Below are 26830 nucleotides of genomic sequence, written 5' to 3'. Positions count from 1 at the left end.
TTTCCTAACCAAACAGAGAAGTTGAGCAGTCCGCACCGCTGTCAAATAGCCTCTAGCGCTCGAATGCGGCGAAATGATTCTTATGGTGGATTGAGGATGGCAACCTTCGGTGGGCAAGACTTCTAGCGAACATCTGGCTGATGCAACACGACCGACCGGTAGCCAATTGGCCTGCTATCGGGTGTTTCGTGGGGCGGCATCCGTGCCGCCGGAAATGCGAAGGGATTCCCTAACAACTGAAGGGAGAAACGCCGCCACCGAGCGATCGTCCTTTTCGAATTGGTCAACGAGCTTTTGATAAGCTGTCTGCAGGTCGTCACGGAACCTGCTCTCATCCGAAACCTGCTTGACGAGCAAAGCAAAGTGGAAGGTCGCCGCATACCAGTTCTTTGTTGTGGTGGCTGCCGTCGCCTGCTCGTGATGCCACTGGGGATCAAATCGAGCCTTCGCAGCAAGGTAGTTGCCTTGATGTGCCGTGTTCTTGTATTGGAGATCAACAAGAAGCAGATTGTTCCTGTCGGCATTGATCAGCCAGCGACCGTCCGGAGAAACCTGTGTATGCCTGGCAGGTGGATCAAAGCTTCCGTCTGAGTCATGTTGTTTTGTCGCCAAGTCCCAGAACATTTTTTCATTTCTGGATTCCGAATAAATCTGCCTGCCGTCATCGCTAAAGCTGAAGTGGACGACGGTATCGGTGTGTCCGAGTAACGTTGTGACTTCGTGTTCGATGGGTGCGTCAAATAACTTGATTAATCCGTCGACCGCACCAGCGGCGACTTGCAAGCCATCCGGACTAAACGCAACACCGAAAAAGCCCTGAGGACTTTTCTCGATGGTGAAGACCTCTCGACCTGTTTCAGTATTCCACAGCTTTATCGCACGGTCGAAACTTGTCGATGCAATGCGTTTGCCGTCGGGACTGTACGCAATCCCGGTCACTCCTGCCACATGTCCTTTCATGCAGTAGATCTGCTTGCCAGACTGAGCGTCCCAGATGCATATCGTTTGATCATTGCTCGAGGATGCGATTTGTTTGCCATCAGGGCTGAATGCAACGTCGACAATACTCTCGAGATGGCCGCTGAGCGACATGATCTCCTGGCCCGATTGTGTGTCCCAGACTTTGATCGTCCGATCATCGGATGCAGACACAACGTGAGTGCCGTTGGGACTTAAGGCAACGCCATTGATCCGTCCGCTATGTCCTTTGAAAGTTGTGATCGATTCGCCCGATTCAACATCCCAAAGTTTGACCGTCTGGTCCTGGCCGGCTGAGACGACATGAGTGCTGTCGTGACTAAAGGCAACTGCGTTGATCAGGCCCTCATGCCCCTTCAAGGACTTCAGGTTCGCACCTGTTCGCCCATCAAGAATCTTCACGGCATTGTCGTCGCCGACGAATACAATGTACGCGTCGTTTGGACTGAAGGCGACACAATGCGCAGCGGGCTCTGCGGCAGGTTCAAGACTGTTCATACTGATGATTGTCCGCCCCGTCTCGACCTCCCATAACCGAAAACTGCGATCCAGCCCCACCGATGCGATTCGTGTCCCGTCATGGCTAAAGGCAACTCCGTTCACCTTGGAGCGGTGAGCCCGATGGGAGAGATGTTTTTGTCCGGTGCGAGCGTCCCACAACTTCAGAGTTGTGTCCGAGCTAACTGATGCTAACCGCGCGCCGTCAGGGCTGAAGGCGACGTCCTTCACTTCGTCGCTATGACCAACCAGTGCCATCATCTCCGTCCCGGCACGGACCTCCCAAACCCTAATTTGGCGGTCTCCCGATGCGGATGCGATCCGAGTGCCGTCAGGGCTGAACTTCAAATCATTAATCCACCCCGCCTTTGCATCCGCAACCCAGAGTGACTCTGTCAGTCCTGCGTCCCAAAGGGTCACGATGTCATAGGACCCGACGGCGATGTGCTGGCCATCTGGACTGAAGGCAACGCTGTATGCCCACTGCGTTCTATCGGATTGTCTTGCGAGCTCCTGACCTTTTATGGCATCCCAAAGATATACTGTCGAATCGCCACAGGACACTATGCGTGTTCCGTCAGGACTAAATGCAACGGACAGGATGGGTCCCGTGATTTTGAATTCGGATAAGCCTCGTCCGGTACTCGTGTCCCATCGCTTGACAGTGCCGTCAGTGCTCACCGAAGTCAGGTGATCGCCATTCGAGCTGTACGCGACTCCTACGACGGGGCTTTCATGACCCTCGAGCGTTGTGAGTATTTGCCCCGATCGTGTATCCCAAATCCTGACGGTCTTGTCATCGTAACCTGCTGATGCAATGCGTGATCCATCAGGACTGTAAACAACCTTGACCACTCGTCCATGATGTCCCCACAGCGTGCCGATTTCCTGGCCTGAGTTCGCATCCCAGAGTTTGATTCGATGGTCGTCACTCGCCGTGGCGACTCGTGTTCCGTCGGGGCTATAAGCAACGCTCCGCCCTCGTTTCCAGTGCCCATAACAGGTGAAGACACTGCCATCGAATTGCTGGTTACAATAATTCCATTCGAAGGTGTCGCGGTACTCGCCTGGAATCTCGCGAAGCAAATCTTTAGCGTCGCGCGCTCGTCTAGACTCCCAGCGAGCGGTGGCAAGCTGAAATTTGGCGACGGCTTCTGAACTTCGGACACGCTGTGATTCGGCTGTCGCTCGTTCTTCTGCCTCAATGGCTTTCCCGCGTTGTTCATTCGCTTCTCGGGTCTTGTCTTCCGCGACTCTGGTTTTCCGGTTCGCTTCAATCAGTCCATACGTCGTGCCGGCGAAACCGACCAGTAAAACAAAACTAATCGCAAGCATGGCAGCCACCAGGCCGCGATGTCGTCTGGCGAACTTCTGAAGCTGATACCATGTCGATGGTGGCCGCGCGGTCACCGTCTCGCCCGTCAGGTAGTTGGTTAAGTCCTGGCCAAGATCATTCGCGGTTTGATATCGACGAACGCGATCCTTCTCCAAAGCCTTCATCACAACCCAGTCGAGTTCGCCTCGTAAAAGTTGATGAAGCCTGGTGGGATGTAACCTTCGCAACTCGCCGACCGCTGAATTCACTTCGCCCGATGACGAACTCAAACGATGGCTGGGGCGAGGTGGGTCTTCCACTCGGATGAGTTCGAGAATCTTCAACAGTGCGTTTCGACCCAGGGTTTCTTTATCCAGTGGAGTGGAGCCCGTCAGTAGTTCATACAGAATAACACCGAGTGAGTAGACGTCTGTTCGAGTGTCAATATCCTGCGCATTGACTCCTTTCAGCTCGGCTTGCTCAGGCGACATGTATTGAACCGTACCGACGATCTTGCCATACTCCGTCTGCATTGTCATGTCGGTCAACAGCCCGTCCCGTTCAACGGCTTTCGCCAAGCCAAAGTCGATAACCTTTGGAACCGCTTCGCCATCAATGACCGAGACCAGAACGTTCGAAGGCTTCAGATCGCGATGAATAACTCCCTTTTGATGAGCGTGCTGGACGGCTTTGCATACCTGGACGAACAGCTTCAGTCGCTCGTCGACACTCAGCTTGTTATCGTCGCAGTATTGAGTGATCGAAATCCCATCGACCAGTTCCATCACGAAGTATGGACGACGGTCGTCCGTCGTGCCGGCATCAAGCACTCGGGCGATGTTGGGATGATCCATCATTGCCAGAGCTTGTTTCTCGGCATCGAAGCGAGCGATCACATCTTTCGAGTTCAACTCTGATTTGATCAGCTTCAGTGCGACCCGACGTTTAACCGGCTTGTCCTGTTCGGCCAGCCAGACGACGCCCATGCCGCCGTGGCCGAGTTCTTTAATCAGGCGAAAATTGGCTAGGACGGGCGGTACGTTGACTGGTAGTGAAATCGTGCCTCGATCGTCTGAAAACACCGCTTTTGCATCACGAGCAAACACCGCGGCGATTACGCGTTCCTGTTGCGGAAATCGCTGGAGGTATTCCACTTGCTGCGGTACATCACCTTGCTTCGTGCGATGTTCCACTTCCATGGCCAACAGCTCTGCCAGCAGTCCTTCGCGAGCGGCATCTGGAGCCTCTACCAGGAATGTCTCGATGCGCGGAGCGTGCCCTTTCACCAACTCCAAATCGAAACGATCACAAAGTGCATCGATTTCAGAGAGTTGCTTATCCGTCAGTGCGAAGTAGGCAGGGTTGCTGATTGAAGGGTCGTCCACAGGGCAAAAAGATGAATAGGCAGAATGGAGTTGTCACTATCTTCCAATGGTCAAACAGCGGAAAACTCCGACAGGGTAACAGAAATTTGGCAACAAGAATTGGGCAAATAGTGAAGCCGCAGCAAATGCTTTTTGCACATCCATGTTTTTGCCAGTCTCATCACTGCTCGCCGTCATGCAGTCCTGCCTCGATCCAGATACGGCGAACTCGTTCGAGCTTTCGTTCGATGGTCCGTTCTGTGCAATTCAGTTCGCTTGCAATTTCGGCGTTCGTGGCCCCCTGAAACTTGAGCAACACGATCTGCTTCATCGTTTCGTCAGGAACAGCATCGAGTAGTTGGGCACAGCTTTCCGCGACTTCTGCCAACTCATCAGGTGGCGGCTGTTTGGAACCGACCGCGTTGATGCCGGCATCGCCAAGCTTGGCAAAGCCGGATTCACCACTCACATTTCCGCCGCCTCGTTTCTGACGATGGCCACTTCGCAGTTGAGCGGAGATTTTTCGAGACGTGATGACGGCCAACAGACCCCATAAGGCGTTGCGGTCTTTAGCTTCCAGTCGCCCATCGGAGATACCACGACACAGACTATGAAAAGCACTATTTGCGGCGTCGTTCTCGTCGTATTGGCGTCGGGTAAGCGGGTCGAGTTTTTGACGCGCGAACGCACAGACCCGCGCGGAAACATGTTCCCACAGTTCTTTGACTGCCTGCTCATTGCCATCGGCAAGTTGGTCAATCCAACCTGTGATTGATGGGCGTTCCAATGCGAGCTTCTCCGGCGAAAAAAAATGACTGTCGCAACCCCTGACCGCCCAGATGTTTCGACGCTTGCATGATAGCTCCCAGCGATAACTTCTCCCAGCGAATTCCAAAAATTCTAGCGATGGCCTGTCGGACTTGAGCCGCATTTGAACATTCTGGTTATGAGGATCGATTGGTTCACGCGGCCTATCACCCCACTTCCGGCATCTAATCCTTCACCCTCACCCGACAGGAAACACCACCATCGTAACTCCCTTAGGGGACATAGCACGTTTTCAAGGGGGGCGTACCAAAGTGCGATGCCCCAGCTTGCCCGGTCCGTTGTTAGACGCAGTCAGAATCAAACTTCTTATCAGTTAGCCGGATACGAGAGTTCCGGAAATTGTCTTACCACCACCTTCATGAAAGCAAAGTCAACATGACACTCCGAATCCTCAATCTCACCTCACCCCAAACGCCCAAGTCGATCGGCAGGACAGCAGTTCGTTGTTCAGCCTTGTTGTTGGTTCTGGCAATTAGCTGGCTCTCGACTAGTACTGTCGAGGCCGACATTATTGACGTAACTAGCGTTACAGACAACGTGTTTCTCCAGGACAGCCCCAGCAATCAGCTTAGCAATAGTGGGTCAAATCTTTTAGGAAACAACCTGTCTACAATCATCGGTACAGGTGATGAAGTTACTGGAGGCTATCGTAGCCGCCAACAATCCCTTACCACCGGGACCGTGATAAATGTTGCATGGCAAGTTGAAATTCCTGTTGCGGCCAGCATTGGTCCCGATGCGTCTGGCTCTGGAGATTCGACAATACTCTTCACCGCTTTAAGTGATTCCGTATATACAGCTTCCGGAGGAAACCTCTTTGGGGAAAACAGAATTAACACACTGTCGAATTACAAACTTCGTAACCTGACCGCTGGCGTCGACTTGCTTGAATATACAGGCGGCTGGACTGAGGGAGTCCAAGTTAACAACATCACTGGTTCGCTGACAGGAAATCTCATCTCGGGTAACGAGTATTCGTGGTCGTCGAATTACGAAGCCAGTAAACGGGAGGGCCTCTCCTCTCTGAGTTTTACAGCCACAGGTGTCGCGCGCTTAGACGTTGCCGCTGTGCCTGAACCGACATCCATCGCACTACTTGGAACGGTCGTGGCCGGCTTTGTCGCTCGGCGACGTTTCAAGTCGGCTGTGAAGAAGTCGTAGTACGAAGGACAAAAAGAAGACAGCCCCAAACCGGGAGTAACTCTTTGGGGCAAAGCACGTTTTCTAGGGGGGCGTCCAAAGTGCGATGTCCCTCTTGCCCGGTCCGTTGTTAGATGCAGTTGAAATCAAATTTCTTATACGTTAGCCGGATGCGATAGTTCCGGAAATTGTTTTACCACCACCTTCATGAAAGCAAAGTCAACATGACACTTCAAATCCTTAATCCCACCCCACCCCAAACGCCCAAGTCGATCGGCAGGACGGCAGTTCGTTGTTCAGCGTTGTTGTTGGTTCTGGCAACTAGCTTGCTCGCGACTAGTACTATCCAGGCCGATATTATTTCGGTGACTAGCGTTACAGACAACGTGCGTATCCAATCCAGCCCCGGCGTTGTGAATGACGTTAGTGCGTCAAGTCTTTTAGGAAACACATTAGGTGCTAGCACACAATCTTTCAACGATTTCGGTCCAACTTCTGGAGTCTATAATAGCCACCAAGTTACCCAAACCACCGGGAGCTCTCTGTCTAGCGATTGGCTCGTTGAAATTCCTACCGAGGCAAGCCCTGCTCCCGCTGCGCAAGGCCGCGGGGATTCGACAATTCTGTTCACCGCCTTGAGTGATTCCGTATATACAACTTCCGGAGGGAGCTCCTTTCCGGATAACACAATTACCACACTGTCTATATACAAACTTCGTGACCTGACCGCTGGCGTCGACTTGGTTTCATACACAGGCGGATGGGATTTTAGCGGAAACCAAATTAACAACCTCACTGGTTCGCTGACAGGAAATCTCATCTCGGGTAACGAGTATGAATGGACGTCGAGTTACAGAGCCGGCAAACGTGCGGCCTTCAGCGAGATTGAACTTTCAGTCTCAGGTGTATCCCGCTTAGACGTTACCGCTGTGCCCGAACCGACATCCATCGCACTACTTGGAATGGGCGCGGCCGGCTTTGTCGCTCGGCGACGTTTAAGGTCGGCTGTGAAGAAGTCGTAAAACGAAGGACAGAAATAGGACGGCGAAATGCAAATGGGTCAGCAAGGGTCTTAACTTTAGGCAATAGTTGCCTTCAAAACATTTTGAAACGCCTTTCTGATTGAGTCGATGCAGGCATACTCGGGTTCAACCAGGGCTTCTAAAAATTCGTTACTGACATAACATTGCAATTTGTTGCTTTTGTTCCTGTGACGAATGTGATTCACCTGTAACGCGAGACTGGGTCTCGTGCCCACGTTTCGCAATAGGTTTGGTGTGCTACAGCGCCAAGCCCCCACACGCGGTCGCGGGCCTCGGGCCCAAGACCGCAAAGCGCTGGCGGGCAAAGTTACCCCGTAGTCACCCGCCCAAACTTCAACAACTCGATCGCCTCGTTGGGCCAATACACTCGCGTCCAGCTCTCGGGCGTCGCTCTCTCATCATCTAAATAAATTTTCATCTTGAGCCATTCTGATCACAGCTATTCGTAGTACGAGGTCACGACCGGTTGCTTGGTATAGTTTGGACCAGCGGAATCGTCTGCCCCGCGAAACTTGAAGGGGATTTCGAACTCCCTGTGGCCAGTGAGTTTCAGCAAGTGCTTAGCTGGTAAATACTCGAATCCCTGCTCGCGGAGGAATCGCACAATTCTGCGTTGTCCTTTGCCTGCATCCGAGAGACAAAGGTTGGCAGCGTCTAGGTTCGCTACAAAACGGCCATCGCTAACCAGCCAAGACGCCGCCAGTCTTATCGCTTGCAGCTTGTCGCCAAGATAGTGGAGTCCATGCACACAGGTGATCAAGTCAAATCGCTCAATCGGCTCGTAATCAAAAACGGAACCCTGCATCAGCTGCAGATTGGTTGATTTGTTGGGCAAGAACATATCCACCAAATCAACGCCCGTGATTCTTACCGATCCACCGCTGATTTTTTCGCACGATATCGCGGCTTGAATCAGAGCCTTACCGCTTCCACAACACAGATCGAGCCAGCGAACGGTGCTCTGCCTCGCCAATCGTCCATGCAACCATTCCAGTGGATCAAATCCCACTTCTACTTCGTAACCATTAGAACCACGAAGATCCCTCTCACGATTCATGGTGCAATTGGCAACGACTGGCGAGTCTTCAAGCTCAGCTGCGTTCAACAATCGTTTGATGTTCATTCGTGATCTGGGCTAATCTTGGATCGAACTTTTGCCAACCTGAACGAGCGCGATGAAAGGTTGATTCCGAAGGATTGACACGAACAGCTTCATGAAAGCGATCAAAGTGCTGCACATCTAGTTAGGCGCATCTAGTTAGGCGCATCTAGTTAGGCGCATCTAGTTAGGCGCATCTAGTTAGGCGCATCTAGTTAGGCGCATCTGCCGCGATAGGTCAGCTTCTACAGCACATAGTATCGTGTTTACACAGGCGACTAGCGCTTCCGTCGTTTGACATCGTAGAGATACACGAAGACCCCGGCGATGCCGCCGATGATGGCAAACAACGCGACCATCACCAGGGCGCTGAACCAATCCAACGATAGAAAACCAGTGCATCCGGCAGCAGCACCGACCAACGACCCCAGCAGCAATGCATACTTTCTTGGAAGTGGAATTTTACGGATGTCTTTTTCGGTCATGGCACTGGCTCCTATAGCCCGGATGTTAGTCAATTGGAATACGAGTTGGAGTTGATCTACCGAGGCAGCAGTCAACGTTTGCGGGATCGCAGGTCGACGACTCTGTAGCTATTTGCAAAATTAGATCCCGCATTCAGCGGCTGAGCAACGCCCCCACCGAAACTAGCTTTGATGTTCATTGACTACTTCTTGTATTTGACAACGACGAGTCTACCAGCGTATTCCTCCATGCCGAGCTGATCGAACATAATTTTCTCAACCTCCGCCATCGTGCCTCCACCAGTACCTGCGCCGATGAGCGGAAAGGCAACAGAGGCGAACGAGTGTTCTCGGGCGATTCGGATTGCATTTCGACAAGACTCACGAATCGAGTATTCTGATGCTCGCCACCACATGCTAATTCCAGCCACGTGGATGATACCCTTGAAAGGCAGCCGACCAGCGTTGGTCAAGACAGCACCCCCAAGCGGGATCGGACCATACTTGGCAACCTCGCGAAACGGTTGGTAGCCAGCCCGTTTCTTTATTGCCCCCGAGACACCCTGCGGCAGCAACAACCACCAAGGAATGATATTCCGATTCCAAGCGTTAACGATTACCTCAACATCCTGATCCAGCAAATCACCGGTAACCAATTCTACTGCTGCCATGAGTCGAGCGATTTCTCAAGGTTGATGCGGGAACTGAATGAATGAAACAGGGACAGCGTCAGTTAGCCAAACGCTATTGGCCGACAGGTAGAAGGCGTGACCAGATTCGTACATGGCGTCAGAGTGAATGGTCAAGATCACAGGCTTCCCGCGCCGAGAACCGACCTTCTTGGCGGTTTCGATGTCCGCAGATAAATGCACATGATTTCGAGAGCGTCTCAACAAGCCTTGCTCGCGGATGCTGTCCAAGAACGCTGCAACCGTCCCATGATAAAGAACGCTCGGAGGTAAGACCGCATCAAGATTGAGTTCCACCTCACGGACAGAGTGTCCTTGATTGGCTCGAATCAATAATCCATCTTCACTGAGTGAGAACCGCTTTTTCTCGCACGACACGACGACCTCATGCAACAACTCAAGCGTCATGTGTTTTCCCTGACGATTGGCATTCTCAATCAGCTCATCGATTGGCAGCCAACCCTCGGGATCAAGCTGCATGCCCACAACCTCAGGCTGATGCCGGAGTACAAGGCTGAGAAATTTGCTGGTGGATGTAAGTGACATAGGTTAAATCAGCATATCACAACATAAGTGGAGCCGACACCGCTCGAAATCAGCCGGTTCTCTCGTCCAGGTTATGGCTCTTTGGCGGATTTGGAGAATAACCTGCTTCGAGGGCGTTGGAGAGTCGTCTGATAGCCTCGGGGTTATTCGAGTCACCGTTTCGAGTGCTCCAACGGCCAATCCATCAGTCAGTCTGGATTATTCCTTTTCATTGGCGGTTTCTTTCTCCTCTGCTTTATAGCTCCGAACAGCCATATCCCAAAAATCGTAGCCATAGACTGAGCGAACGACTTCCATCCTCATCACATCAGTTGTTCCATCTGCGATTCGTAAGCCCATGAGGTCGCGAACGCGATCACCAAGGTCGACCTGGCGGCTGTATCCAAGAGCTCCATGAGCCCGCATTGCCGCATCGGAAGCGGCGAGAGCGATCTCGACGCCTTCTGCCTTGATGCCGTTGACCAGCGGAGACGCGGCTTCGTAATTGCCTTGGTCGATGAATTCTGCTGCTTCGCGCGCCAATGCCATCGCCATTCGGAGCTTTGTGGTGTATTCGCCAATTGGCTGCTGCAAGTGCGTGAAGCGACCAATTGGACCACCGTAAGCTTGTCGCTCCTTAATTCGATCGGCCATCTGCTGAAGAGCGGCCTCCCCACATCCAATGGCAGCGGCTGACTGCATCAGCCGCCAGTAGGTGAAGTGTTCGTTAAAGATCTTTCCTCCATCACCGTCTTCACCAAGAACGTACTCAGGTCCAACGACCATATCGTTGAATTTCAGGCCACCAAATGAATTGCCGGTCAACCCGTGAGCGTACTCGTCTACAATCTGAAGCCCAGGGTGATCGATTGGTAACAAGAAGGCGGTTCTTGCTCCTGCCTTGCCGTTGGACGCCAAGGTATACAGCACGACATGGGTTGCCTGCCGTAGTCGAGCGTTCCACAGCTTCTGACCGCTTAATGCATACCCGTCTCCAACTTTCGTAGCTCGACTTTCCATGGCCCGCATGTCGCTGCCAGCATCAGGCTCGGTGATGGCGACCGCGACGTACGCTTTGCCCGCGACGATGTCATCCAAGACGCGTTTTGCATACGCAGAATTTGAATTCACCAAAGGTCGGCCATGAGCGGCTCCAACGACATCACGAAGGTTGAGATTGTGTTTGCCTGCGTGTCGGAAGACTTCAAGCATGTCCACCGTTGACCACCCGGTTCCACCGACTTCAGTTGGTAAATCTAATCCAGGAAGGCCAAACGCTGCGCCATGACTCCGCCATGCTCTTGGGCTGGCTAGATCGCCTTGCATAGCTAGGAGTTCAGCCAGTTGATCTATGTGATTATTGATTAGGCTAATTTTATCCGCATCATGTTCAACAACATCCGTTTGCTCAGGTATTAGTCGAATCGTAAAAATCGTATTCAACTCATACGTCTGATTGGATTTTTCAAACCCTGCCGGACTACGAAAGAACACTTGGCGTCTTGATCCTGTAGAATCGCTACGATACTCGATGGTAAATGTGTAGTCCTTTATGGGCTTGGTTGGATTCACAAACGTTATTTGATTTCCATCGCACGCTTGCAATAAGACAAAATGTCTACCAAGTACGTCGCCACCTGCCGTCGTAACCGTGTAGGCAAGAATCTTGATCTGGCCAGCGTTGACGGAAAGATCCGGTCCCTCAGCCGCCGCCCAGATCGAGCCGGGATTCTCATGGTTGCTTGTCGGAGAAGAAACGGTCGTAATGGCCACTGGCGATTCATCAATACTAGCGCAAAGGTCTGCAAGCAGTTTGACAAATCGCTGGTTCTTGATTCTGCCCTCTTTTAACTCGGGGCTCTCATGAAAAAGACGTAGTGCGGTTCGATGTGGATGCGGATCTGACGGAAGACCCCTCATTGATCGTAAGGTTTGCTGAGCAATCAATCCGACTGCGATTGGGCAAGCCCCACCGCCGTCGGAAGCAATCAAGTTATCTAACTCACCCTGAGCAACGAAAATTGGATTCGCGTCACTGTGACCTTCTTGTAAGCGATCGAATAAACTTAGAATGCTTTCAGCTTGATCCAATTTTGTACCAGCAATAGCCAGTTGTTGTGCTTCAGCGATTTGAGAAGTTCCGTAATTGCCAATTGCGACAGCGACAGATATTAAGAATGCAAACGACGAATGATGTGAACTATGCATTTTTAGCTCCAGTCGGAAGGACTTGAATTTGTTTCTGATGAGTAACGCCTTGTTCAAAACCCAGACAGGCTGAACTAAATTGATTGAAGAAACCTATAAGCTCATCTTCGTGAATCAACTGGATCGCATCGTTCAGGTTCGTCGTCATCGCCGTTGCCATTCCCTGGTGAACCCTCCTCGCTATGTAGATGCCTAGGTTGCGATAGGACATAAACTGGCGAATGTCAAAAACTGATCTACAGTTGATTCATGCGGAAACGTCGGATGAGTCGCGGCATATGTCGAAATGTAACCAGTTTCATCACCTGTTAACGATGTCTTCAAACATATAAGGTATCCGATACGGTCTTTCTCATCCGCCGCGTCGAGAAAATCAATAGTTCCAAGAGCCCAATGCGATTTCGCATACTCGCGTTTGCGGAAAGGCAACAGAGTCGAACGAGTGTTCTCGGGCGATTCGGATTGCATTTCGACAAGACTCGCGAATCGAATATTCAGACGCTCGCCACCATTTGCTAATTCCTGCTACATGGATAATACCCTTGAAGGGCAGGCGACCAGCACTAGTAAGGACAGCACCCCCAAGCGGGATCGGACCATACTTGGCAACTTCGCGAAATGGCTGGCAACCAGCCCGTTTCTTAATTGCCCCCGAGCCCTCCTGCGGCAGCAAAAGCCACCACGGAATGATATTCCGATTCCAAGCGTTGACGATTACCTCGACATCCTGATTCAGCAAATTCCCAACCAAGAATTCGACAGTCGCCATGTTTTTTGTGTTTCCATGTCTTTTTCAAGACCCCCATGAGTTTATCTCATGGGTGAATACGTTTGGTAGTTAGATCGCGTTGCCCTCACCCGACCATCCGAACCGCACGCGGCCAAAGGCGGCAAGCGGTTCGGATGGTGAGAAGACAGTTTCATAGTTCGCGCGATTCTAACGATGAAAACTTTTGCTCATGCCAGACAAGCTGACATGGGGCAGGCGCCCCGTGTGCTTGCGTTGTAAAAAAACGCACAACGGCAGTCCGTCGAGCCACGTTTACGCGGCCATTCCTTAAATAACGCAACCGACGCCGCCTGAACGCGGTACGACAAACTATAACGTACAATGCAGCTTTTAAATGTCACCGTATTTCGGTTGGAGTAACCGCCAGAGTGGAAAGTCAGTACCAATCAATTCTCAAAAAGCTCAGTCGACTACGCGTTGATCGGTCAAAAGGCATTGCCCCGCACAAACCCTTGCTCCTGCTCGTGTTACTTGAGCTTGCGAAATCAAGACTACTGATCGGCCCCCATGTCAAGTTAACGCCGGACCTTGCATTTCGCTTCGCAGTCTATTGGTCGATCGTGGCCCATAGAAGGTCGCAACCACCCGATATTCGTTTGCCATTCCATCACACCAGATCATCCAAACTGTGGCGAACATTAAAGCCGGACGGCAGCGAATCAGAACACCGAGACACAACGACGGGCATTGAGTTGTCGGACGCATTTTATTCGGCGCTTCAATCTCCGGAGTTTCGAGATGCGGCTGGGTACTTGTTAATTGCAAATTACTTCGAGCATGCAGAACAGATTGCACTCTACGAGCTTGCCGGGATCGTGGCGCCCGCCGACACAAGCAAGCTTGACGACGTAGCCCGACAGGCTGACAGTGAGGCTCGCGCCGAGGGGCGAACCGCTCGTTTCCGTGTCGATGTTGTTGCAGCCTATTGCCAGACTTGCGCATTGACTGGTTATAGAGTTTCGACGATCACCGGACACTCGATTGTAGACGCAGCGCATATCCACCAGTTCGCTCATTCGCGCAACGACGATCCGCAAAACGGACTAGCCTTATGCAAGAATGCTCATTGGCTGTTCGATCTAGGGCTCTGGAGCGTCGACGATGACTATCGAGTCATCGTCGCACGGGACGCCTTTGACGAAGACTGCCCGGCACAAGAGTCCGTCAAATCGATGGTCGGTAAGCGCTTGATCTTGCCGCGCGACCAGCAGTTCTGGCCCAGCGCAAAAAACCTCGCCTGGCATCGTGAGAAACGCTTTGTTAGGTAGGGTTTTCAAGTAAGCGGCCGAAGAAGCGGATCCGTAGTTCATGATCGCGGCGCGATGGGTTGCAATAGTGAGAACGGTGGACTTTCAGAGCGTCAATTTCCATCAGTTGCAGTTGGACAGTCGCGAGTCCACAATAGCGAGCAGATCCGAGACGGATGTTCAGACTCGCAAATCGTGTCAATAACCTTGTGACAGAACACATGGAATTTCAAATTTATCTGAAACAAAGCCGACGACAGCTTTGTCTTTATATTGAGGGACGCGAGTTTCGCCGCACTGTTTAACGCCAATTGCCCTGAATCGAGCGATTTTGAATGCCAATTGATCCCGACAGTTTGGGAAAACTGCTGGACGACTACTGGGCCATTTTGGTTGAATGGGTTGGCGGAGCGCGAGACGGAGCTGAAGACGTTGTTCAGACAGCGTTCATCAAGCTAGCTTCTGAGGAAAAGGTGCCAACAAATTGCGTCGCGTGGCTCTTTGCAGTCTCAAAGCGATTGGCGATCAACGATCAGTTATCGAGGACAAAGCGTCGACTACGTGAATCGAACGTAGCGAGTTGCGTTCACAATTCGGATGATTCCGTCGTTGGCATCGAAATGCGGGAAATGCTCAATATTCTCGAAATACGTGAGCGAGAAGTTATGATCGCGCGGATATGGGGCGGTTTAACATTTGATGAGATCGGAGAAGCCAACGGAGATTCGAAAGCAACTATTTGGCGTTCATATCAGTCCGGTATTTCGAAACTCAGGCAGGCCTACGGAGAATGCGCAGATGAATGAAGAATCAGGTCAAACACCAGCGGAAAATGATTTGACAAATTTCGAGCAAAGACTGCGGAGTCATTCGCTGGGCTCCGGACCGAGCCATCGCGACAAGCGGATGTACGAGTTTGGCTACGCTGCGGGTGTCGCGGCCGCAAGACACGCGACTCGGCGAGCAGCAGCCCGATGCCGAGTTATCAGTTTGGCAGCGTCGGTAATCGCTTGCGCCGCGATTTTATCGAACTATTTTTCAGATCGACGTAGCACCAACAACTACCAAAAATTCAGCTCACATGAGGGATACTCCGGAGTCGCAAGTGGGGAATCTGCAACAGTGGCTTCTAAATTGACGGATCGACACAATTCACAGCCTTCATCGGCGAATCCGAATGGAGCATTGCCGAATGGAGTAAATCAAAATTCAGTAACAGAATCTGCTTTAGGTCAAAAGCGATCGGCTGCTTCCAGCTATTTGGTTACTCACGCAAACATTGAATTGTTGATTCAGAATTCACCAAGGATATTTGAATCGGTGGATCATTCAACAACATCGCGCGCAGACTCGTTCGAGTGGGCAAGTCGGGATGTCGAGCGTGATGGCAACAGTTTTTTCGAACTACGTAAGGAGTTTCAGTTATGAGAAATGTGAGACGATCAATCTGCATCTGCCTTTTCAGTATTTTTGGTTCTGCATGGAGTTTCACCTACGGGGACGACACGACAGAAGCAGAATCGAAGTCTCCTGTATTATTGCCTGAGAAAGCCGGTGACTGGGACGTTTTTGTCACCTCAGAAGGAAAGCGATTTCTTACGCAGGAAATCAACGTCATTGCCAAACACGAGGCCACACCCGCGCTGAAGTATCGATTCGTCGATGATTCGAGATACCAGGACGATCGCAATGCCGCAATCTTCTACTTGCGTGCATTTGCATTTCTTGACCAGGAGGGTAATCGAAATGCATTGCATGAATCTTGGAGGAAAGCAGATGAAGAGAGCAGACAAGATAAGACGTATGTCGGACTGAATGACTGGTATCAGATAGCCCCCAAAGAACTGCCAGTAGATAAAGTGAAAAAGTATCTTGCTTTAACAGAGTTTCAAGTTCAGTTTTTGTCAGAGGCCCAGAAGTGTAAAACGATGGATTTCGAAAGGAATCTCGATGAACTGGACTCACCTGCTACCTTGCTGCTGCCGGAGATTAGTCAGTTTCGCACCATTGCGAGAACTCAAGCCATTCGTTGCCGATTGGCCATTGCAGAAGATCGGATAGACGACGCAATTTCGGTTCTAAGTCAACAGATTGCTATGGCTCGTCACTGCGGTCAAGATGAAGTTATTGTTGCCAGCTTGGCAGGGATGGCGATAGCATCGATCGCTACCGATGATGCAATCAAACTGATCGAACACAGCGAAAGTCCAAATCTATATTGGGCTTATGCGTCGCTGCCGAAGCCGCTGTTTTCTTACGAAAACTCATTGGGCTTCGAAAGGCGGTTCTTGTTTGAACAAGTTAAACCACTTAAACAAGTCGACTTGAATCCCAAGGACGATATGTTTTGGGACATGTTGGTAGACCAGTTTGTCCGTACTCTCATTGAAGGTCAGTGGGAAGTAGCCGGCATCGAGCCGTTGATCGGTTTAGAGTCATCGGTGGCGATCGAACGGTTTAGACAGATCATTCAAGCGTCGCAAAGTCAAGCCTTGGCATATCTGCAGCGAGCCGAAGGGATGACTTCGGAACAGTTGAGCGTTTTAAATCCTACTCACCTTGCGATGTTGGCCTTGGTGACATACTACCGCGAACGAACTGACAGTTTGCTTAAATGGTCGGAAATTCCTTTTTGGAAATTGCGACAGAATGCTTCATACGTTCGATTTGCTCAGAAAGAGAAAGAAGATGATACGATCGGTGAATTGACCAAGGTTTGTAATAGTTTCATCGCGACTTCGGATATCTACAAAGCCTCAGCCAAGTTCGAGCGAAAGATTGCGCTCTTGCAGAACATCGAAGCCTTACGGATGTATGCTGCGGAAAATAATAACGAACTACCCATGACCTTAGCAGAAGCACCTCTGCCTGTGGCAATCGATCCCATGACTGGAAGAGATTTTGAATATAGTCATGATGGTTCCCAGTTCAACTTAATAGCACCACCGCTTGATGGTGACGTTGGATTTCAGATCAAGGTCAACATCCAGTCACGGTAAGCACCGTCCACGCGTTTTATTTCTTCGGGTTGCACCGCCGCTTTCAACTGCTTCGGATGGTCTTTAATTGGCGGCTCGGATGACAAACGAGTAGAACGATGTCCTTACTGGATTCTGCATCGCGGAACCTATGCCGCGAGAGGAAGCGTTTTTATCTAGTCCGCTCACTGGCGAAGCTGAATAGTTAATGCTTTGGTAATAACTCGGAGAGTGCCCCGAGCCCCAAACTTTTTCGAGCCCGCCGCCGATTCAGATCAGAGCGCGACTATCTGGTCAAATTCTTCGTGGCCCTGTGAAACCCTGCAATATAAACAACCATCACCGGATGATACTGCGATTCCAATTATTCCCGATCGCCTCGAAGTTTTGTTTAAGCGAATCAGCAACCCAAGACTCGAGGGCTTCCGTAGGCCTCTTGTGCTTTCATTTGAACGTATCTTATCCTCAATCAATCCAAATGAGAGTTGTAGCTCTAACAAGGCGGACCGCCAGTTCGACCCTATCACACTCCAATTATGGAGGCCTTGATCGCCCGCATTGATCTGCCAATGGTTAGGCCGGCAAATGGAAATTTCAGCACAACGCCCGTACCCTCGAAAGCGTCGAGCATCGCAAGACGATATTCGCGACCGCCCAATCCAATGACTTTCCGAAAGTTGTTGAGTCCTAATTCCCGTACCTGCTGCTTGAGCGTGCTACTCGAAACCGGATGGTTAGCCTTGCGTTTGAAAGTCACTTCGTAGGGGCTTGGAATCTCGAAGTCTGGGGAAATGAACCCATACTTAGCGCTCAATATGACCCACTTTTTACCATGATGCTCCGCGTATTGCCGATTTAATTTGAACGGCGCACCGATGTACGCATCTCTAGCGACCGTTGGTCCGGCGTTAGGATCTCGGTCCCATATCTTGCTACTACCGCAAGGCACGATGACCAACACGTCGGCATCAATTTGGATGTCCATGTTAAAATTGCCCGTTGAGCATCAAGTCTTCCAATGTCATATATTGATCCGATTTCCCGACACATCGCCATAGGAAGAGGTTGCTTCCGTCGTACCGGATCGATACTCCTGTAGGAAGATGAAACCATGCGCGGCCTTTCGGATCATCAGCATTCTGCACGCTCGCAGTCGCAAGCTTAATTTCATGCTCAATGTGATTGGCACGCAACCATTCCAGCAATCGCCATTCAGGTTCAGTCTCTAGTCCAACCTCACTCAAAGTTTGCGCGCGTTGAAGCCCTAGCCGAGTTGTCCATCGCCAATGCCCAGCCATTGTTTCTTGCAAAGCTAGATTGATAGGCCTTGCAAGTGCTCGAACCGGCCCCAATCTGTATAGCACCATCGATTGATCTCGTCGCGCCGTCCACGGTGTTGGAATCTCAGATCGATCTACAATCTCGATCTGCTCAACATCAGCAACGTAACGAATGCCATTCGGTTCCCGTATGCCGACCGGTATGTACAGCGCGACTTGCTTAACGAAGAACTGGCGGCGTTGTGATTTTGTGAGTGGTTGATAATACAATTGTTCCCGTTTGATCCAGTCCAAGTGTTCTTGAGAGCCCGGTGATCGCAAGACCCCAATCAACACTGGCTCGCTCGCCGCGATACGCCAATCGCGTGAGCGACCTTCAGCAAGGTGCGGAATCACTCGGTCAGCCATTGACCATCCGCCTTTTTGAAACGCTTTTACTAACCAGTCCCGCATGTAGGACAGATCGCTAGGTAACGCGGGAATTGCGCCGACTCCGAACCGATCGATCGACTGCCATAATCGACTTGATCTGAACTCATTCGGTTCTATTTCAGCGTAGGGGAAAGCTGCGACTGCCTGGACGACAACATGCTTTGGCGTTGCACTCGCTCTCGCGTCCTTCTCAATTTCAAGTATCGCATCGCGATATCGATGTAGGACATTAATCGCATCGCGTGGTGGACCGTATGATCGAAACTGACTTCGATACTCTTCCGAAGCGTCGATGCGATACTTGGCGTCACATACAAGTAAGATCTGCGGCCAGCCAACTTCCTCATAACGGATGATGATGTCTGGCTTCTGGGGAAGAAGTGTTACATCGTCGGCGTCGTATTGGAAGTTGTAGGTGACACTTATCTTGCGATCCTTTGAATTGACGCAGTCAACCCGTTGGCGTCGTCCCTCCAGCAATCGGACTTGAAGACTCGAACGATTAAGCTTGAACAAGTCACGAAGATCTGCGTTACTAACGTTGGGCTCGCGAAGCAATTGCACCATCGATAAAAAAACCCAGTATTCGTAAAGTACACTCAGGTCTTTGACAGACAGTCGGTAGATGTCGCCTTCTAAGCGAAGTCCAAACTTCAGAATCATGCAGAGTCGGTAGGTCTCCCGATATCCTGGTGCCGAAACCAGTTGCAAAGATGCGAACTCACCAGGAACAGGCCCGTTCGCTTCGGCGATTGGCTCAAGTCGAAGCAGTTGCGATACTCGGTTCTCCAGATTTCGCAGCGATGTTTGTGTGGTCCTACTACGTTCGCCCGACTCGGTAATGTCTCCCAGCGAATTATTGAGAAGGCCAAGTGTCCTGCGAATGTCCGTCAATTGCCGACGGATCCAGCGATGCTCCATCGTATCGAGCGTCGGCTCAGAGGGGCTCTCTAGCAGTCGCTCGCGAATATTTCCTATCAAAGTCTCTTGAATCGCACCTCGGCCGACGCCGCGGCGCACTTGAGAACGAATTGATGAGTCACACCGTCGAATACGTTCGATTCGATTGTAGCTCGGACGTCGCACGAGTGACCTGCGAGGCTGCTGAGCGATGTAGCGAACTGTTTTCTCGAGTTCGCCGAGTATTTGCTCCAAGAGTATCAACCATTCCAACCGTGATGGGCGACGACTCGTATCCAACTTTCCTAGCTGGTGCGTCGAGCGAAGATATTCATAGGCCAAGCTCGTCAGGATTTCCTGGATTTGTGCGAGGATCTCTTTGTAGTCCGTTTCGTAGTCGATCTTTGTGGGGAAGACTTCCAGTTCGATATCGAGCTGTGGCTTGCCATTGATCGCGACGGTAAAAAGGCTGCGACCAATCTGGCCCTGAAAATTGATGACACCGTATGCAACTCGGCTATTCTCCCGAGAACTTATACGCTGAGTGATGAGCGGGTCGCGGTGTTGAATACTAACTTGGTCGCCTGGCTGATGTGCCTTCAGATAGATCTGGTAGTCGAGTTGCTCATAGAGCGCCGGTCCAATCTCTAAAGTGGGATCGTGGTTCAAGTGCTCTGGAACGTCTCGCCAATTGTCACCTTCGAATGAAAGCGAGTCACATCGGGGCGATAGTTTCAATCTTCCCTTAACCGCAGTTCGTTGCGCAAGGATGGGAGGATCGTGCTTTGCCGAACGCTCCCATACCAGGGAAAAGAGATTCGTGTTGATTCGGAATAATTCTTTCATCGATTACAGCCAGTAGGAAGTAAAGCCTTCTGTCTCCAGCCGATCCCACATGAGGCACAGTCTGGCCGCTGATCGAGGAAGTTTTGCTCCTTCCAGCGTCGCGGGTCTACCTGCTTTATCCCATCTGTCGACCTGTGAACCAACGACATCCTCGTTATCAAATGGCTGCCCCTGAATAGTGAGCCCTAGCAGCCCCAGAAGCGTCCGTCGTATCGCATTGCTTCCGCCGACGATTCGCGGGAGTATCTTCATCGACAACGCTAAATCAAGCGGGTCAACCTTTTCATCGCCACTGGAACGGAAAGCTGAGCGAACCTGTTCTGCGTTCAACAGAAACAAGATCATTTCATCGCGGGTTCGATAACCCACTTGTAATTGACTGCACGTCAGGCATTCATTGACACGCTTGAGAAGTTCAATCGTGGTTTGTATTACAGCCAGTGATTGTTCGTCTAAGTTCGATAGTTGATCCAGACGAGTTGCCGGAGAATGCCAAAACTCGATGGGCCAGTTTGCCTGGGTTTCCTCGAAAACCGTACTATCATCTGAAACACTGGGACTCCAATCTAAGTTGACTTCGGAGAGTTCGATGGTAAATGCGCGATCAAGTACCTTCCGACTGAAGCCGTGCGTACTTTCATCCATGTTGACTGTACCCACGATTCCTAGGTTGGCTGGAATCCTTTGACGCTGCCACTTTTTGTCGTCCACTTGCAACTGCAGCGAGAGCAAAGCGTCGCTCTCGTATCCACCATCTTGTGAAGGCGATCGATCCTCAATACAGCTCAGGATCTCGGCAAAGTAATATTCGACCCTCGCGAGGTTCATCTCGTCAATGATACAGGTTGAGTGCGAGGAAGAGTTATTTGATGCCTCCTGTGCGATCATCAAGAACGCCCCAGGCCGAAACTTGCCCTGCAGATCAACATATCCGAGCACTTCGGAACTATCTGTCCAGTCGGGCCGAACCGAAATTCGATGACAAGCCCCTCCAGTATGCTTTGCAATCAGTGATGGCAGCTTTGATTTCCCCGTTCCGGACACACCGGCTAGAATCACGAACGGCTTTGTTCGAATGGCCGTCACATAGGTTGCGATTTGCCATGGTTCAAAACTAAAGCCGTCGTGAGCAACATCCCGGATAAGTCTTTCGACAGCGATGGATAAAAGCGGGGGTTTTGGATCGGGATCGTCACCCATTTCAATATTCCATTTTTCTTTGATCTTAGAAAGGACATCAATTCTGCATTGTTCTGATTGGAGCGCCCGCCAGTAGGGCTCTTTCAGTACCGCATGTTGAACGCGTTGTCGAACTTGAGCTGTAGTCGGCTGATCGATGGTCAGAGGCTGGCTGACGTCGGCGTGTGCGAGCAACCAGAAGAAATCGCCAGCAAGCCGCGCGAATCCTTCAGCCAGTTGTTGGTCTGATACCTCACGATCGAGTTCCTTGAAGTTGGAGATAAATTTTGGCAACAGCCAATCAAACGAGACACGGTTCTCCCGTAACTCACCTTTAGCGATCGCTTGCACGACGAGAGCAACGATCATCGGTTTGTAAAGCTGCGGGCTCGACATCTCCTCCAACAACGTGACGAAGTTCGTCGAAACTTTCTCAGGTGAATCGAGGAGCACCACTTTCTTGCGTTGGTCGACTAAACCGAGCTCAGCGCCTTGCAAGTAGCACATTTGGCGCGCGACAGTACCATCCAATTCCGTGCGATCACCGCTACCAAGATTCTCGCGAAGCCATTCGAGTCGAGAATTGTAACCTGTAAGAGTGATACGCTCGGATTCACTTGCATCTACTCTCTGGACTTCACACCCTGCATCGTCGACGTTCTTGACATAGTATCGTGCCGACCGATTAGTGCTGTAGAAGATAATCTTTTCTGCGCAGTACCAACGCATGATTTCCAAGAACGATTTGGAGGTCACTGGACTTTCATGGACTTTCTCAACCCAAGCTTTATAGGCTGCTAGTAGGACCGCAAACGCGGAAGAGATCGATGAACTATGTTGGCGCAGCTCCTCAAGCGTGACAAAACGTTCGAAGATCATGCCACGAGTATATCCTCCGGCAAGTTTTCCTGAGCCGATTGAAACACGTTCTCCACTACCGCTGATCACATCCGTAAAACCATGTTCACGTAACCGTTCAATAGTCGGCGGCTCTATTTGACGGTAGACCTCGGTCGCCTTCGCTTCAGGATCAACTCTAAACTCAGTAGCAGCGACGCCCAAACCAATTCGAATGCCCACCGGTTCTTCGCACGAAAAATGCATTACGGGGTAAACGCCCTTTTGAGCGCTCGTCGTCTCGCGATCATCAAACACGGACAACCAAGGGACATTGGTCCAATTGCCTTTCCCAACCGATGCGTCCCCACGCCAGTGACTGTTCGGACAAAGCTCGTCAGCTTTCGTTTTCGCCAACTCTCTCAGTCGTCGCACAAGCCGAACAGCATCAGAATCGCCCGAAAATTTCTCCGGCCTTTGGGAATAGGTTTCAAGCAGTTGTTGGCAGGCTGTCCAAAAATCGAATTGTTCGTAATCAATGCTACTAGAACTCAACACTGCCCCCCTTTGAAAGGAAAAACGCGAACCACGATCTGCGCTGGAATCGTGCAGGTCTACGAGTCTACCATAGAAACGAGCTGTTCGATGGAGTCCGCAACGTCATAAATCGCGACGGTATGGGATTGTGTACGGACGTCAACCAGGCCAATGGGAAATACTAGCCTTCCTCGACTCTGTTGAATCTTGGTTGCGGAACGCGTTTGCAAAGACATCCATTTGCACAGTCTTTGTTTAGAGAGTATTCAACAGGTTTAGCCGTGTCCCCTATTAGCCGAAGTTTGTTAGCACCCGGTTTTTCCCCGAGAACCGGTCGCCAAAGAGTGCTGGCTGATTCTCCGCTCCAGCTGTATTAATGAATCACATTGGCGAAGTCGGATCGGCTCTGGCAGCTTCGCTGGTCAGGCAAACTGTTCAGGTTGCGCGGAGATTTCTCAGCTTCTTGCAAGTAGCAATACATCTTCTCGGAATTTGCATGCACCCAGACGGAGAATGAATGCACCAGTAGCGCTCTACAATGCACCTTCTCCATCGAAAAAATTGTTCAGAGCAATAAAACAAATGTTTGGGCCATCGCAACAATTGTTTTGTATGCTGGTAACAAGTTCTAGAATAATAAATTCCGGTTTTCCTGATTGTGACGAGCTACAGGATCATTAGAAATGGAAATTCAAGAGATCCTTATGTACTTTTAGCTTTGTCTTAACCAAACCGCCGCGGCCGACCGGTGGACGTGCCAGGTGCAAGCTTATTCACGTTTGTCAGTGAAGAGCCAAGCGAGAATCTCAGCGATTGGAAGTTCGAGGCCTCCACAACCAAGATGACGTATGACATTGAGATGCCTATGAGCGTCACTCCTGGCACTCGTGTTTGGGAATCGGCCTTCTGGTTCAACGCCAAAGCTCAACCCGGCCCCATGTCTGCCCCAGCCGCGACCTTCACCGGCTTCGGCATGACCCGCGCCGCGTAAGCATTGCTGCAGCAACAGCCCCGACTCCTTCGAAGCACTCGTTAGCTCCGTGGCAACCACGCGCTCTAGCGAGTGTTTTTTATTGCGCCCAAGTCCGCCTGAAGGCGGTACTACAAACCGCTCGTAGTTCCAGCTTCAGCCGGTCGTCCTGTGGTTGCGCCCGATTCCGCTTGAAACTGCACTGCGAAGCGACAACACAACGACGCGCCGACTAAACCGTCCACGCAACTCGCACCGGCACATTCTGTTCTTCGCTAGCAGCGAAGCAAAAGCCTAAACGCCAAATCGCTTGTCTGCTTTTATCCTCGACTCGTTCGTCAGCAGCGGATCAATTTGCCGTCCAATCGGCCAGATCGGTTTATTCGAGCGCGAGACAACATTTTCACTACAGAACGTTTCAAGCTGAACCGCTTGCACAACTTTTCCAGCGCGTTGATATGAGATGATCCGCGCTAGCTCCGGAAAAAGCCATAACGGCGCGTTGACTGCGTAATAAAAGACATTTACGCTGTAGCTGAGGAAAACGCAGTCATTTGGTCTGAAATCACGCGCTAGCTGCGTATAATGAATAGTTATTTGGCAGGAGTGAACACGACGGCATGAACGAATTGCGGCAGTTCGTTGACGCAAACAATCGTTGGTTTCGCGGCCATCTTCCCGAATCCGACGCGAGCCTTGATTCGGCGGAAGCACAACTTGGCGTACCCCTACCTCCAGACATTCGATGGGTGCTCCGTCATTTTGGATACTGGCACGCAACTGGAATATCATCTCTAGACGAAACCATCGAGAACACCATCGCTGCTCGCGAACACTTGAAACTTCCTCATCGCTATATCGTGCTGTACGATCATCAGGATGGTGGCGTGATTCTGCTTGACACGAAACCGAACCAAGCAACCGGACAGTACAAAGTCTACGATTCAGGCTGGGATTCTGTTCCCGATAACCTTGAACATAAAATTGTGTATGATTCATACTTGGACTACGTTAAAAACGTACTCGCGCGACGACAGGACTTCATTGCTCCTGAGGATATCGACTATGATCCGACTCGATACCGTACGCCGTAAAGCCAAATAACAAAGCCATGCACGCCGAGCACGCGAACGGCCGTTTTCACATGGATGCCTTACTCGCGCGTGCCGGGTGATGTCCGTCGTTATGTTGAAGAAATGAAGAAAGAGAAGCCTGCGTAAATGACAATCGAAGAATCAGAGGTAATCGACATCGTAGGATCCGACTCAGAGAACCGACCAATTCTTGTCGCTGTTGACGCCGGCACGACAATCGATCCCGACCGCCGTTTGAACGCTGTCAAAGCAAAATTGATGTCTTACGCCAAGTACGTCGCATCGGGAAAATTTACGCATGACTATCCAAGCTTTAGCCCCGACGATGTATCGTTTGTGGTCGCATGTGAAGTTGCGCCAACCCCGGAGATGGAACGCCTTGAGAGTATCTCGTGCGACAACAAGCAGTTCGAGGTTCGTTTTGACTGTACTTACTCTCTAACTAACACAAACGACCAATTCTGTATCAGCGAGACAATGCAAGAACTTGCCAATACCGCATTTGAAATCGTTGATAAGATCCTCGAAACAACAAATGCATTCTCATTCATCTGGTGTCTCAGAGACGGTGAAAAGGTATTTGTTCAGATTTCCGCGGCCACGGAAAGCGAAGAACCATTGGATATAGCAAGTCGATGGCTTGATTCGAACGGCGGCACTGTGGAGTGTTTGGTTGTAATGTGTCGTGCTACATCGATCGTCGACGAACAGATTGTCGACATGGCCGTTGCAAATTGCGTTGAGAGTGGCCAAAGGGAAGGGTTTGTGCTGACGAAATGTCTCCGGGCAAATGATGAGACTGGCATGCTCGAGCCTGCAGGCGGTATCGAATTTGAAACGCGTTTCCCGAACACTTTGCTGTGAATAGCAACACAACAAAGGGTTGCGGACGAAGCCGTCGATCAGCCCGCGTGACTTGCGTTGAGTCACTTGCTCGGGCTCGCTGAACCCTGTCGTTATCCCGCTCAAGAGGCACCGCTTGCGAAACGTTGACGAGCCACGGATTCGACAATGCCCCGACTGCAACACGTCGTTCTCATCGGTGCAATCAACTGGGATCTGTCCATCATGCCAACTGGTCTTCGATGTCGACGCCGAAGGTAACGTACTTCGACGGCGGACACGAATCGGTGAACCGAAACCGCCACAGCCCTCACCTAAAGAACAAGCCATTAAACACGTTCGGAAATACCTCAGGCTCTTAGACGCTTCAAAAATCACCACCGACGAATTCAACTTCAACCTTCTGCTCCATTGGGTTGGCTTGCCGAATGAATGCTGGACACCGAGCGCATCCGAAATGCCGAACGATGTTGCACTACAATTCTCGCATTACCTCGACGACTATTTGATTCCACTAGACTTTAAACCGACTCCGACGTGCTTTATGCTTGGGCCTTTCGATCCCGATTCGGTTGAACGAAAGAAACAGGAACTTGAACCCAGGTATCGAGAGATTCATGACTTCTGGCGAGGGCACATCCAGGAACGCGGGATATCCAAGCGGTGAGCGGGAGCCGCCGATGACTCGTGTTTTGAAATAATTTTTTTGGCCGCGGCCCCATTAACGCCGTCGCTCTGTCACTTAG

At 51.0% G+C, this 26830-nt stretch carries 23 protein-coding genes; 10 read left to right on the top strand and 13 right to left on the bottom strand.

Features of this window, described 5'->3' with window-relative positions; all coding sequences use genetic code 11:
• Positions 1 to 174: 174 nt before the first annotated feature.
• Entirely contained in the window at positions 175 to 4176 is a 4002-nt protein-coding gene (locus SH451x_RS12905; RefSeq protein ID WP_479362866.1) for a protein kinase domain-containing protein, read from the bottom strand.
• A gap of 160 nt (positions 4177 to 4336) precedes the next feature.
• A complete protein-coding gene (locus tag SH451x_RS12900) occupies positions 4337 to 4942 on the bottom strand; it encodes an ECF-type sigma factor (RefSeq protein WP_479362865.1) in 606 nt (201 codons plus the stop codon).
• Between the two features lie 416 nt (positions 4943 to 5358).
• On the opposite strand from SH451x_RS12900, the gene SH451x_RS12895 reads away from it, so the two are divergent.
• A complete protein-coding gene (locus SH451x_RS12895; RefSeq protein ID WP_479362864.1) occupies positions 5359 to 6144 on the top strand; it encodes a PEP-CTERM sorting domain-containing protein in 786 nt (261 codons plus the stop codon).
• A gap of 203 nt (positions 6145 to 6347) precedes the next feature.
• Positions 6348 to 7145, top strand: coding sequence for a PEP-CTERM sorting domain-containing protein (locus SH451x_RS12890; RefSeq protein ID WP_479362863.1), 798 nt, complete (start codon positions 6348 to 6350; stop codon positions 7143 to 7145).
• Positions 7146 to 7473: 328 nt separating this feature from the next.
• Here SH451x_RS12890 and SH451x_RS12885 read toward each other — a convergent pair whose 3' ends face one another.
• The 8 genes from SH451x_RS12885 to SH451x_RS12850 form a co-directional block, all read right to left on the bottom strand.
• Positions 7474 to 7584 (bottom strand): cyclic-phosphate processing receiver domain-containing protein, encoded by a 111-nt coding sequence (locus tag SH451x_RS12885; RefSeq protein WP_479362862.1) that lies wholly within the window; start codon positions 7582 to 7584, stop codon positions 7474 to 7476.
• A gap of 21 nt (positions 7585 to 7605) precedes the next feature.
• Positions 7606 to 8289: a class I SAM-dependent methyltransferase gene (locus tag SH451x_RS12880; protein WP_479362861.1), complete on the bottom strand. Its 684-nt coding sequence runs from the start codon at positions 8287 to 8289 to the stop codon at positions 7606 to 7608.
• A gap of 254 nt (positions 8290 to 8543) precedes the next feature.
• The gene (locus SH451x_RS12875; protein WP_479362860.1) at positions 8544 to 8750 is read right to left on the bottom strand and encodes a hypothetical protein; all 207 of its coding nucleotides are present in this window, start codon (positions 8748 to 8750) and stop codon (positions 8544 to 8546) included.
• Positions 8751 to 8932: 182 nt separating this feature from the next.
• Positions 8933 to 9400: a macro domain-containing protein gene (locus SH451x_RS12870; protein ID WP_479362859.1), complete on the bottom strand. Its 468-nt coding sequence runs from the start codon at positions 9398 to 9400 to the stop codon at positions 8933 to 8935.
• Between the two features lie 15 nt (positions 9401 to 9415).
• Positions 9416 to 9964: an RNA 2'-phosphotransferase gene (locus SH451x_RS12865; protein ID WP_479362858.1), complete on the bottom strand. Its 549-nt coding sequence runs from the start codon at positions 9962 to 9964 to the stop codon at positions 9416 to 9418.
• A gap of 198 nt (positions 9965 to 10162) precedes the next feature.
• On the bottom strand, positions 10163 to 12151 hold the full coding sequence (locus tag SH451x_RS12860; RefSeq protein WP_479362857.1) for an acyl-CoA dehydrogenase family protein: 1989 nt from the start codon (positions 12149 to 12151) through the stop codon (positions 10163 to 10165).
• On the bottom strand, positions 12144 to 12299 hold the full coding sequence (locus SH451x_RS12855; RefSeq protein ID WP_479362856.1) for a hypothetical protein: 156 nt from the start codon (positions 12297 to 12299) through the stop codon (positions 12144 to 12146). The genes SH451x_RS12860 and SH451x_RS12855 overlap by 8 nt, the downstream gene beginning before the upstream one ends.
• Before the next feature lie 225 nt (positions 12300 to 12524).
• Positions 12525 to 12920 carry a macro domain-containing protein gene (locus SH451x_RS12850; protein WP_479362855.1) on the bottom strand — a complete coding sequence of 132 codons (396 nt, stop codon included), beginning with the start codon at positions 12918 to 12920 and terminating at the stop codon, positions 12525 to 12527.
• Between the two features lie 389 nt (positions 12921 to 13309).
• Between SH451x_RS12850 and SH451x_RS12845 the strand changes: the two genes are divergently transcribed.
• From SH451x_RS12845 to SH451x_RS12830, 4 genes are all read left to right on the top strand, one after another.
• The gene (locus SH451x_RS12845; RefSeq protein WP_479362854.1) at positions 13310 to 14209 is read left to right on the top strand and encodes an HNH endonuclease; all 900 of its coding nucleotides are present in this window, start codon (positions 13310 to 13312) and stop codon (positions 14207 to 14209) included.
• A gap of 314 nt (positions 14210 to 14523) precedes the next feature.
• Entirely contained in the window at positions 14524 to 14994 is a 471-nt protein-coding gene (locus SH451x_RS12840; RefSeq protein ID WP_479362853.1) for an RNA polymerase sigma factor, read from the top strand.
• A complete protein-coding gene (locus SH451x_RS12835) occupies positions 14987 to 15616 on the top strand; it encodes a hypothetical protein (RefSeq protein WP_479362852.1) in 630 nt (209 codons plus the stop codon). The genes SH451x_RS12840 and SH451x_RS12835 overlap by 8 nt, the downstream gene beginning before the upstream one ends.
• Positions 15613 to 17187 (top strand): hypothetical protein, encoded by a 1575-nt coding sequence (locus SH451x_RS12830; RefSeq protein WP_479362851.1) that lies wholly within the window; start codon positions 15613 to 15615, stop codon positions 17185 to 17187. Before SH451x_RS12835 ends, SH451x_RS12830 begins: the two co-directional genes overlap by 4 nt.
• 502 nt (positions 17188 to 17689) lie before the next feature.
• Here the strand turns inward: SH451x_RS12830 and SH451x_RS12825 are convergent.
• Genes SH451x_RS12825 through SH451x_RS12815 form a run of 3 tightly spaced genes read right to left on the bottom strand, consistent with a single transcriptional unit; the run spans position 17690 to position 23195 of the window.
• Positions 17690 to 18151, bottom strand: coding sequence for a DUF6884 domain-containing protein (locus tag SH451x_RS12825; protein WP_479362850.1), 462 nt, complete (start codon positions 18149 to 18151; stop codon positions 17690 to 17692).
• Position 18152: 1 nt separating this feature from the next.
• Positions 18153 to 20624, bottom strand: a complete 2472-nt coding sequence (locus tag SH451x_RS12820) for a DUF2357 domain-containing protein (RefSeq protein ID WP_479362849.1) — start codon at positions 20622 to 20624, stop codon at positions 18153 to 18155.
• A 3-nt stretch (positions 20625 to 20627) separates the two neighbouring features.
• A complete protein-coding gene (locus SH451x_RS12815; RefSeq protein WP_479362848.1) occupies positions 20628 to 23195 on the bottom strand; it encodes an MrcB family domain-containing protein in 2568 nt (855 codons plus the stop codon).
• Positions 23196 to 23925: 730 nt separating this feature from the next.
• Between SH451x_RS12815 and SH451x_RS12810 the strand changes: the two genes are divergently transcribed.
• The 4 genes from SH451x_RS12810 (at position 23926) to SH451x_RS12795 (ending at position 26751) form a co-directional block, all read left to right on the top strand.
• Positions 23926 to 24168, top strand: a complete 243-nt coding sequence (locus SH451x_RS12810; RefSeq protein WP_479362847.1) for a hypothetical protein — start codon at positions 23926 to 23928, stop codon at positions 24166 to 24168.
• 599 nt (positions 24169 to 24767) lie between these two features.
• The gene (locus SH451x_RS12805) at positions 24768 to 25241 is read left to right on the top strand and encodes an SMI1/KNR4 family protein (RefSeq protein ID WP_479362846.1); all 474 of its coding nucleotides are present in this window, start codon (positions 24768 to 24770) and stop codon (positions 25239 to 25241) included.
• 126 nt (positions 25242 to 25367) lie between these two features.
• A complete protein-coding gene (locus tag SH451x_RS12800; RefSeq protein WP_479362845.1) occupies positions 25368 to 26105 on the top strand; it encodes a DUF6572 domain-containing protein in 738 nt (245 codons plus the stop codon).
• 436 nt (positions 26106 to 26541) lie between these two features.
• Entirely contained in the window at positions 26542 to 26751 is a 210-nt protein-coding gene (locus SH451x_RS12795) for a hypothetical protein (RefSeq protein WP_479362844.1), read from the top strand.
• Positions 26752 to 26830: the final 79 nt, after the last annotated feature.

The sequence above is a fragment of the Njordella aestuarii genome (assembly GCF_056494165.1).
Note: the sequence above shows the minus strand (reverse complement) of the source record. Positions and strands in the feature narration are given on the sequence as shown.

Bases quoted from the DNA above. Each gene is read 5' to 3' on its own strand.
- SH451x_RS12895 (WP_479362864.1), top strand. From the start codon at position 5,359: ATGACACTCCGAATCCTCAATCTCACCTCACCCCAAACGCCCAAGTCG.
- SH451x_RS12890 (WP_479362863.1), top strand. From the start codon at position 6,348: ATGACACTTCAAATCCTTAATCCCACCCCACCCCAAACGCCCAAGTCG.
- SH451x_RS12885 (WP_479362862.1), bottom strand. From the start codon at position 7,584: ATGAAAATTTATTTAGATGATGAGAGAGCGACGCCCGAGAGCTGGACG.
- SH451x_RS12880 (WP_479362861.1), bottom strand. From the start codon at position 8,289: ATGAACATCAAACGATTGTTGAACGCAGCTGAGCTTGAAGACTCGCCA.
- SH451x_RS12875 (WP_479362860.1), bottom strand. From the start codon at position 8,750: ATGACCGAAAAAGACATCCGTAAAATTCCACTTCCAAGAAAGTATGCA.
- SH451x_RS12870 (WP_479362859.1), bottom strand. From the start codon at position 9,400: ATGGCAGCAGTAGAATTGGTTACCGGTGATTTGCTGGATCAGGATGTT.
- SH451x_RS12865 (WP_479362858.1), bottom strand. From the start codon at position 9,964: ATGTCACTTACATCCACCAGCAAATTTCTCAGCCTTGTACTCCGGCAT.
- SH451x_RS12860 (WP_479362857.1), bottom strand. From the start codon at position 12,151: ATGCATAGTTCACATCATTCGTCGTTTGCATTCTTAATATCTGTCGCT.
- SH451x_RS12855 (WP_479362856.1), bottom strand. From the start codon at position 12,299: ATGACGACGAACCTGAACGATGCGATCCAGTTGATTCACGAAGATGAG.
- SH451x_RS12850 (WP_479362855.1), bottom strand. From the start codon at position 12,920: ATGGCGACTGTCGAATTCTTGGTTGGGAATTTGCTGAATCAGGATGTC.
- SH451x_RS12840 (WP_479362853.1), top strand. From the start codon at position 14,524: ATGCCAATTGATCCCGACAGTTTGGGAAAACTGCTGGACGACTACTGG.
- SH451x_RS12835 (WP_479362852.1), top strand. From the start codon at position 14,987: ATGAATGAAGAATCAGGTCAAACACCAGCGGAAAATGATTTGACAAAT.
- SH451x_RS12830 (WP_479362851.1), top strand. From the start codon at position 15,613: ATGAGAAATGTGAGACGATCAATCTGCATCTGCCTTTTCAGTATTTTT.
- SH451x_RS12825 (WP_479362850.1), bottom strand. From the start codon at position 18,151: ATGGACATCCAAATTGATGCCGACGTGTTGGTCATCGTGCCTTGCGGT.
- SH451x_RS12820 (WP_479362849.1), bottom strand. From the start codon at position 20,624: ATGAAAGAATTATTCCGAATCAACACGAATCTCTTTTCCCTGGTATGG.
- SH451x_RS12805 (WP_479362846.1), top strand. From the start codon at position 24,768: ATGAACGAATTGCGGCAGTTCGTTGACGCAAACAATCGTTGGTTTCGC.
- SH451x_RS12800 (WP_479362845.1), top strand. From the start codon at position 25,368: ATGACAATCGAAGAATCAGAGGTAATCGACATCGTAGGATCCGACTCA.
- SH451x_RS12795 (WP_479362844.1), top strand. From the start codon at position 26,542: ATGCCGAACGATGTTGCACTACAATTCTCGCATTACCTCGACGACTAT.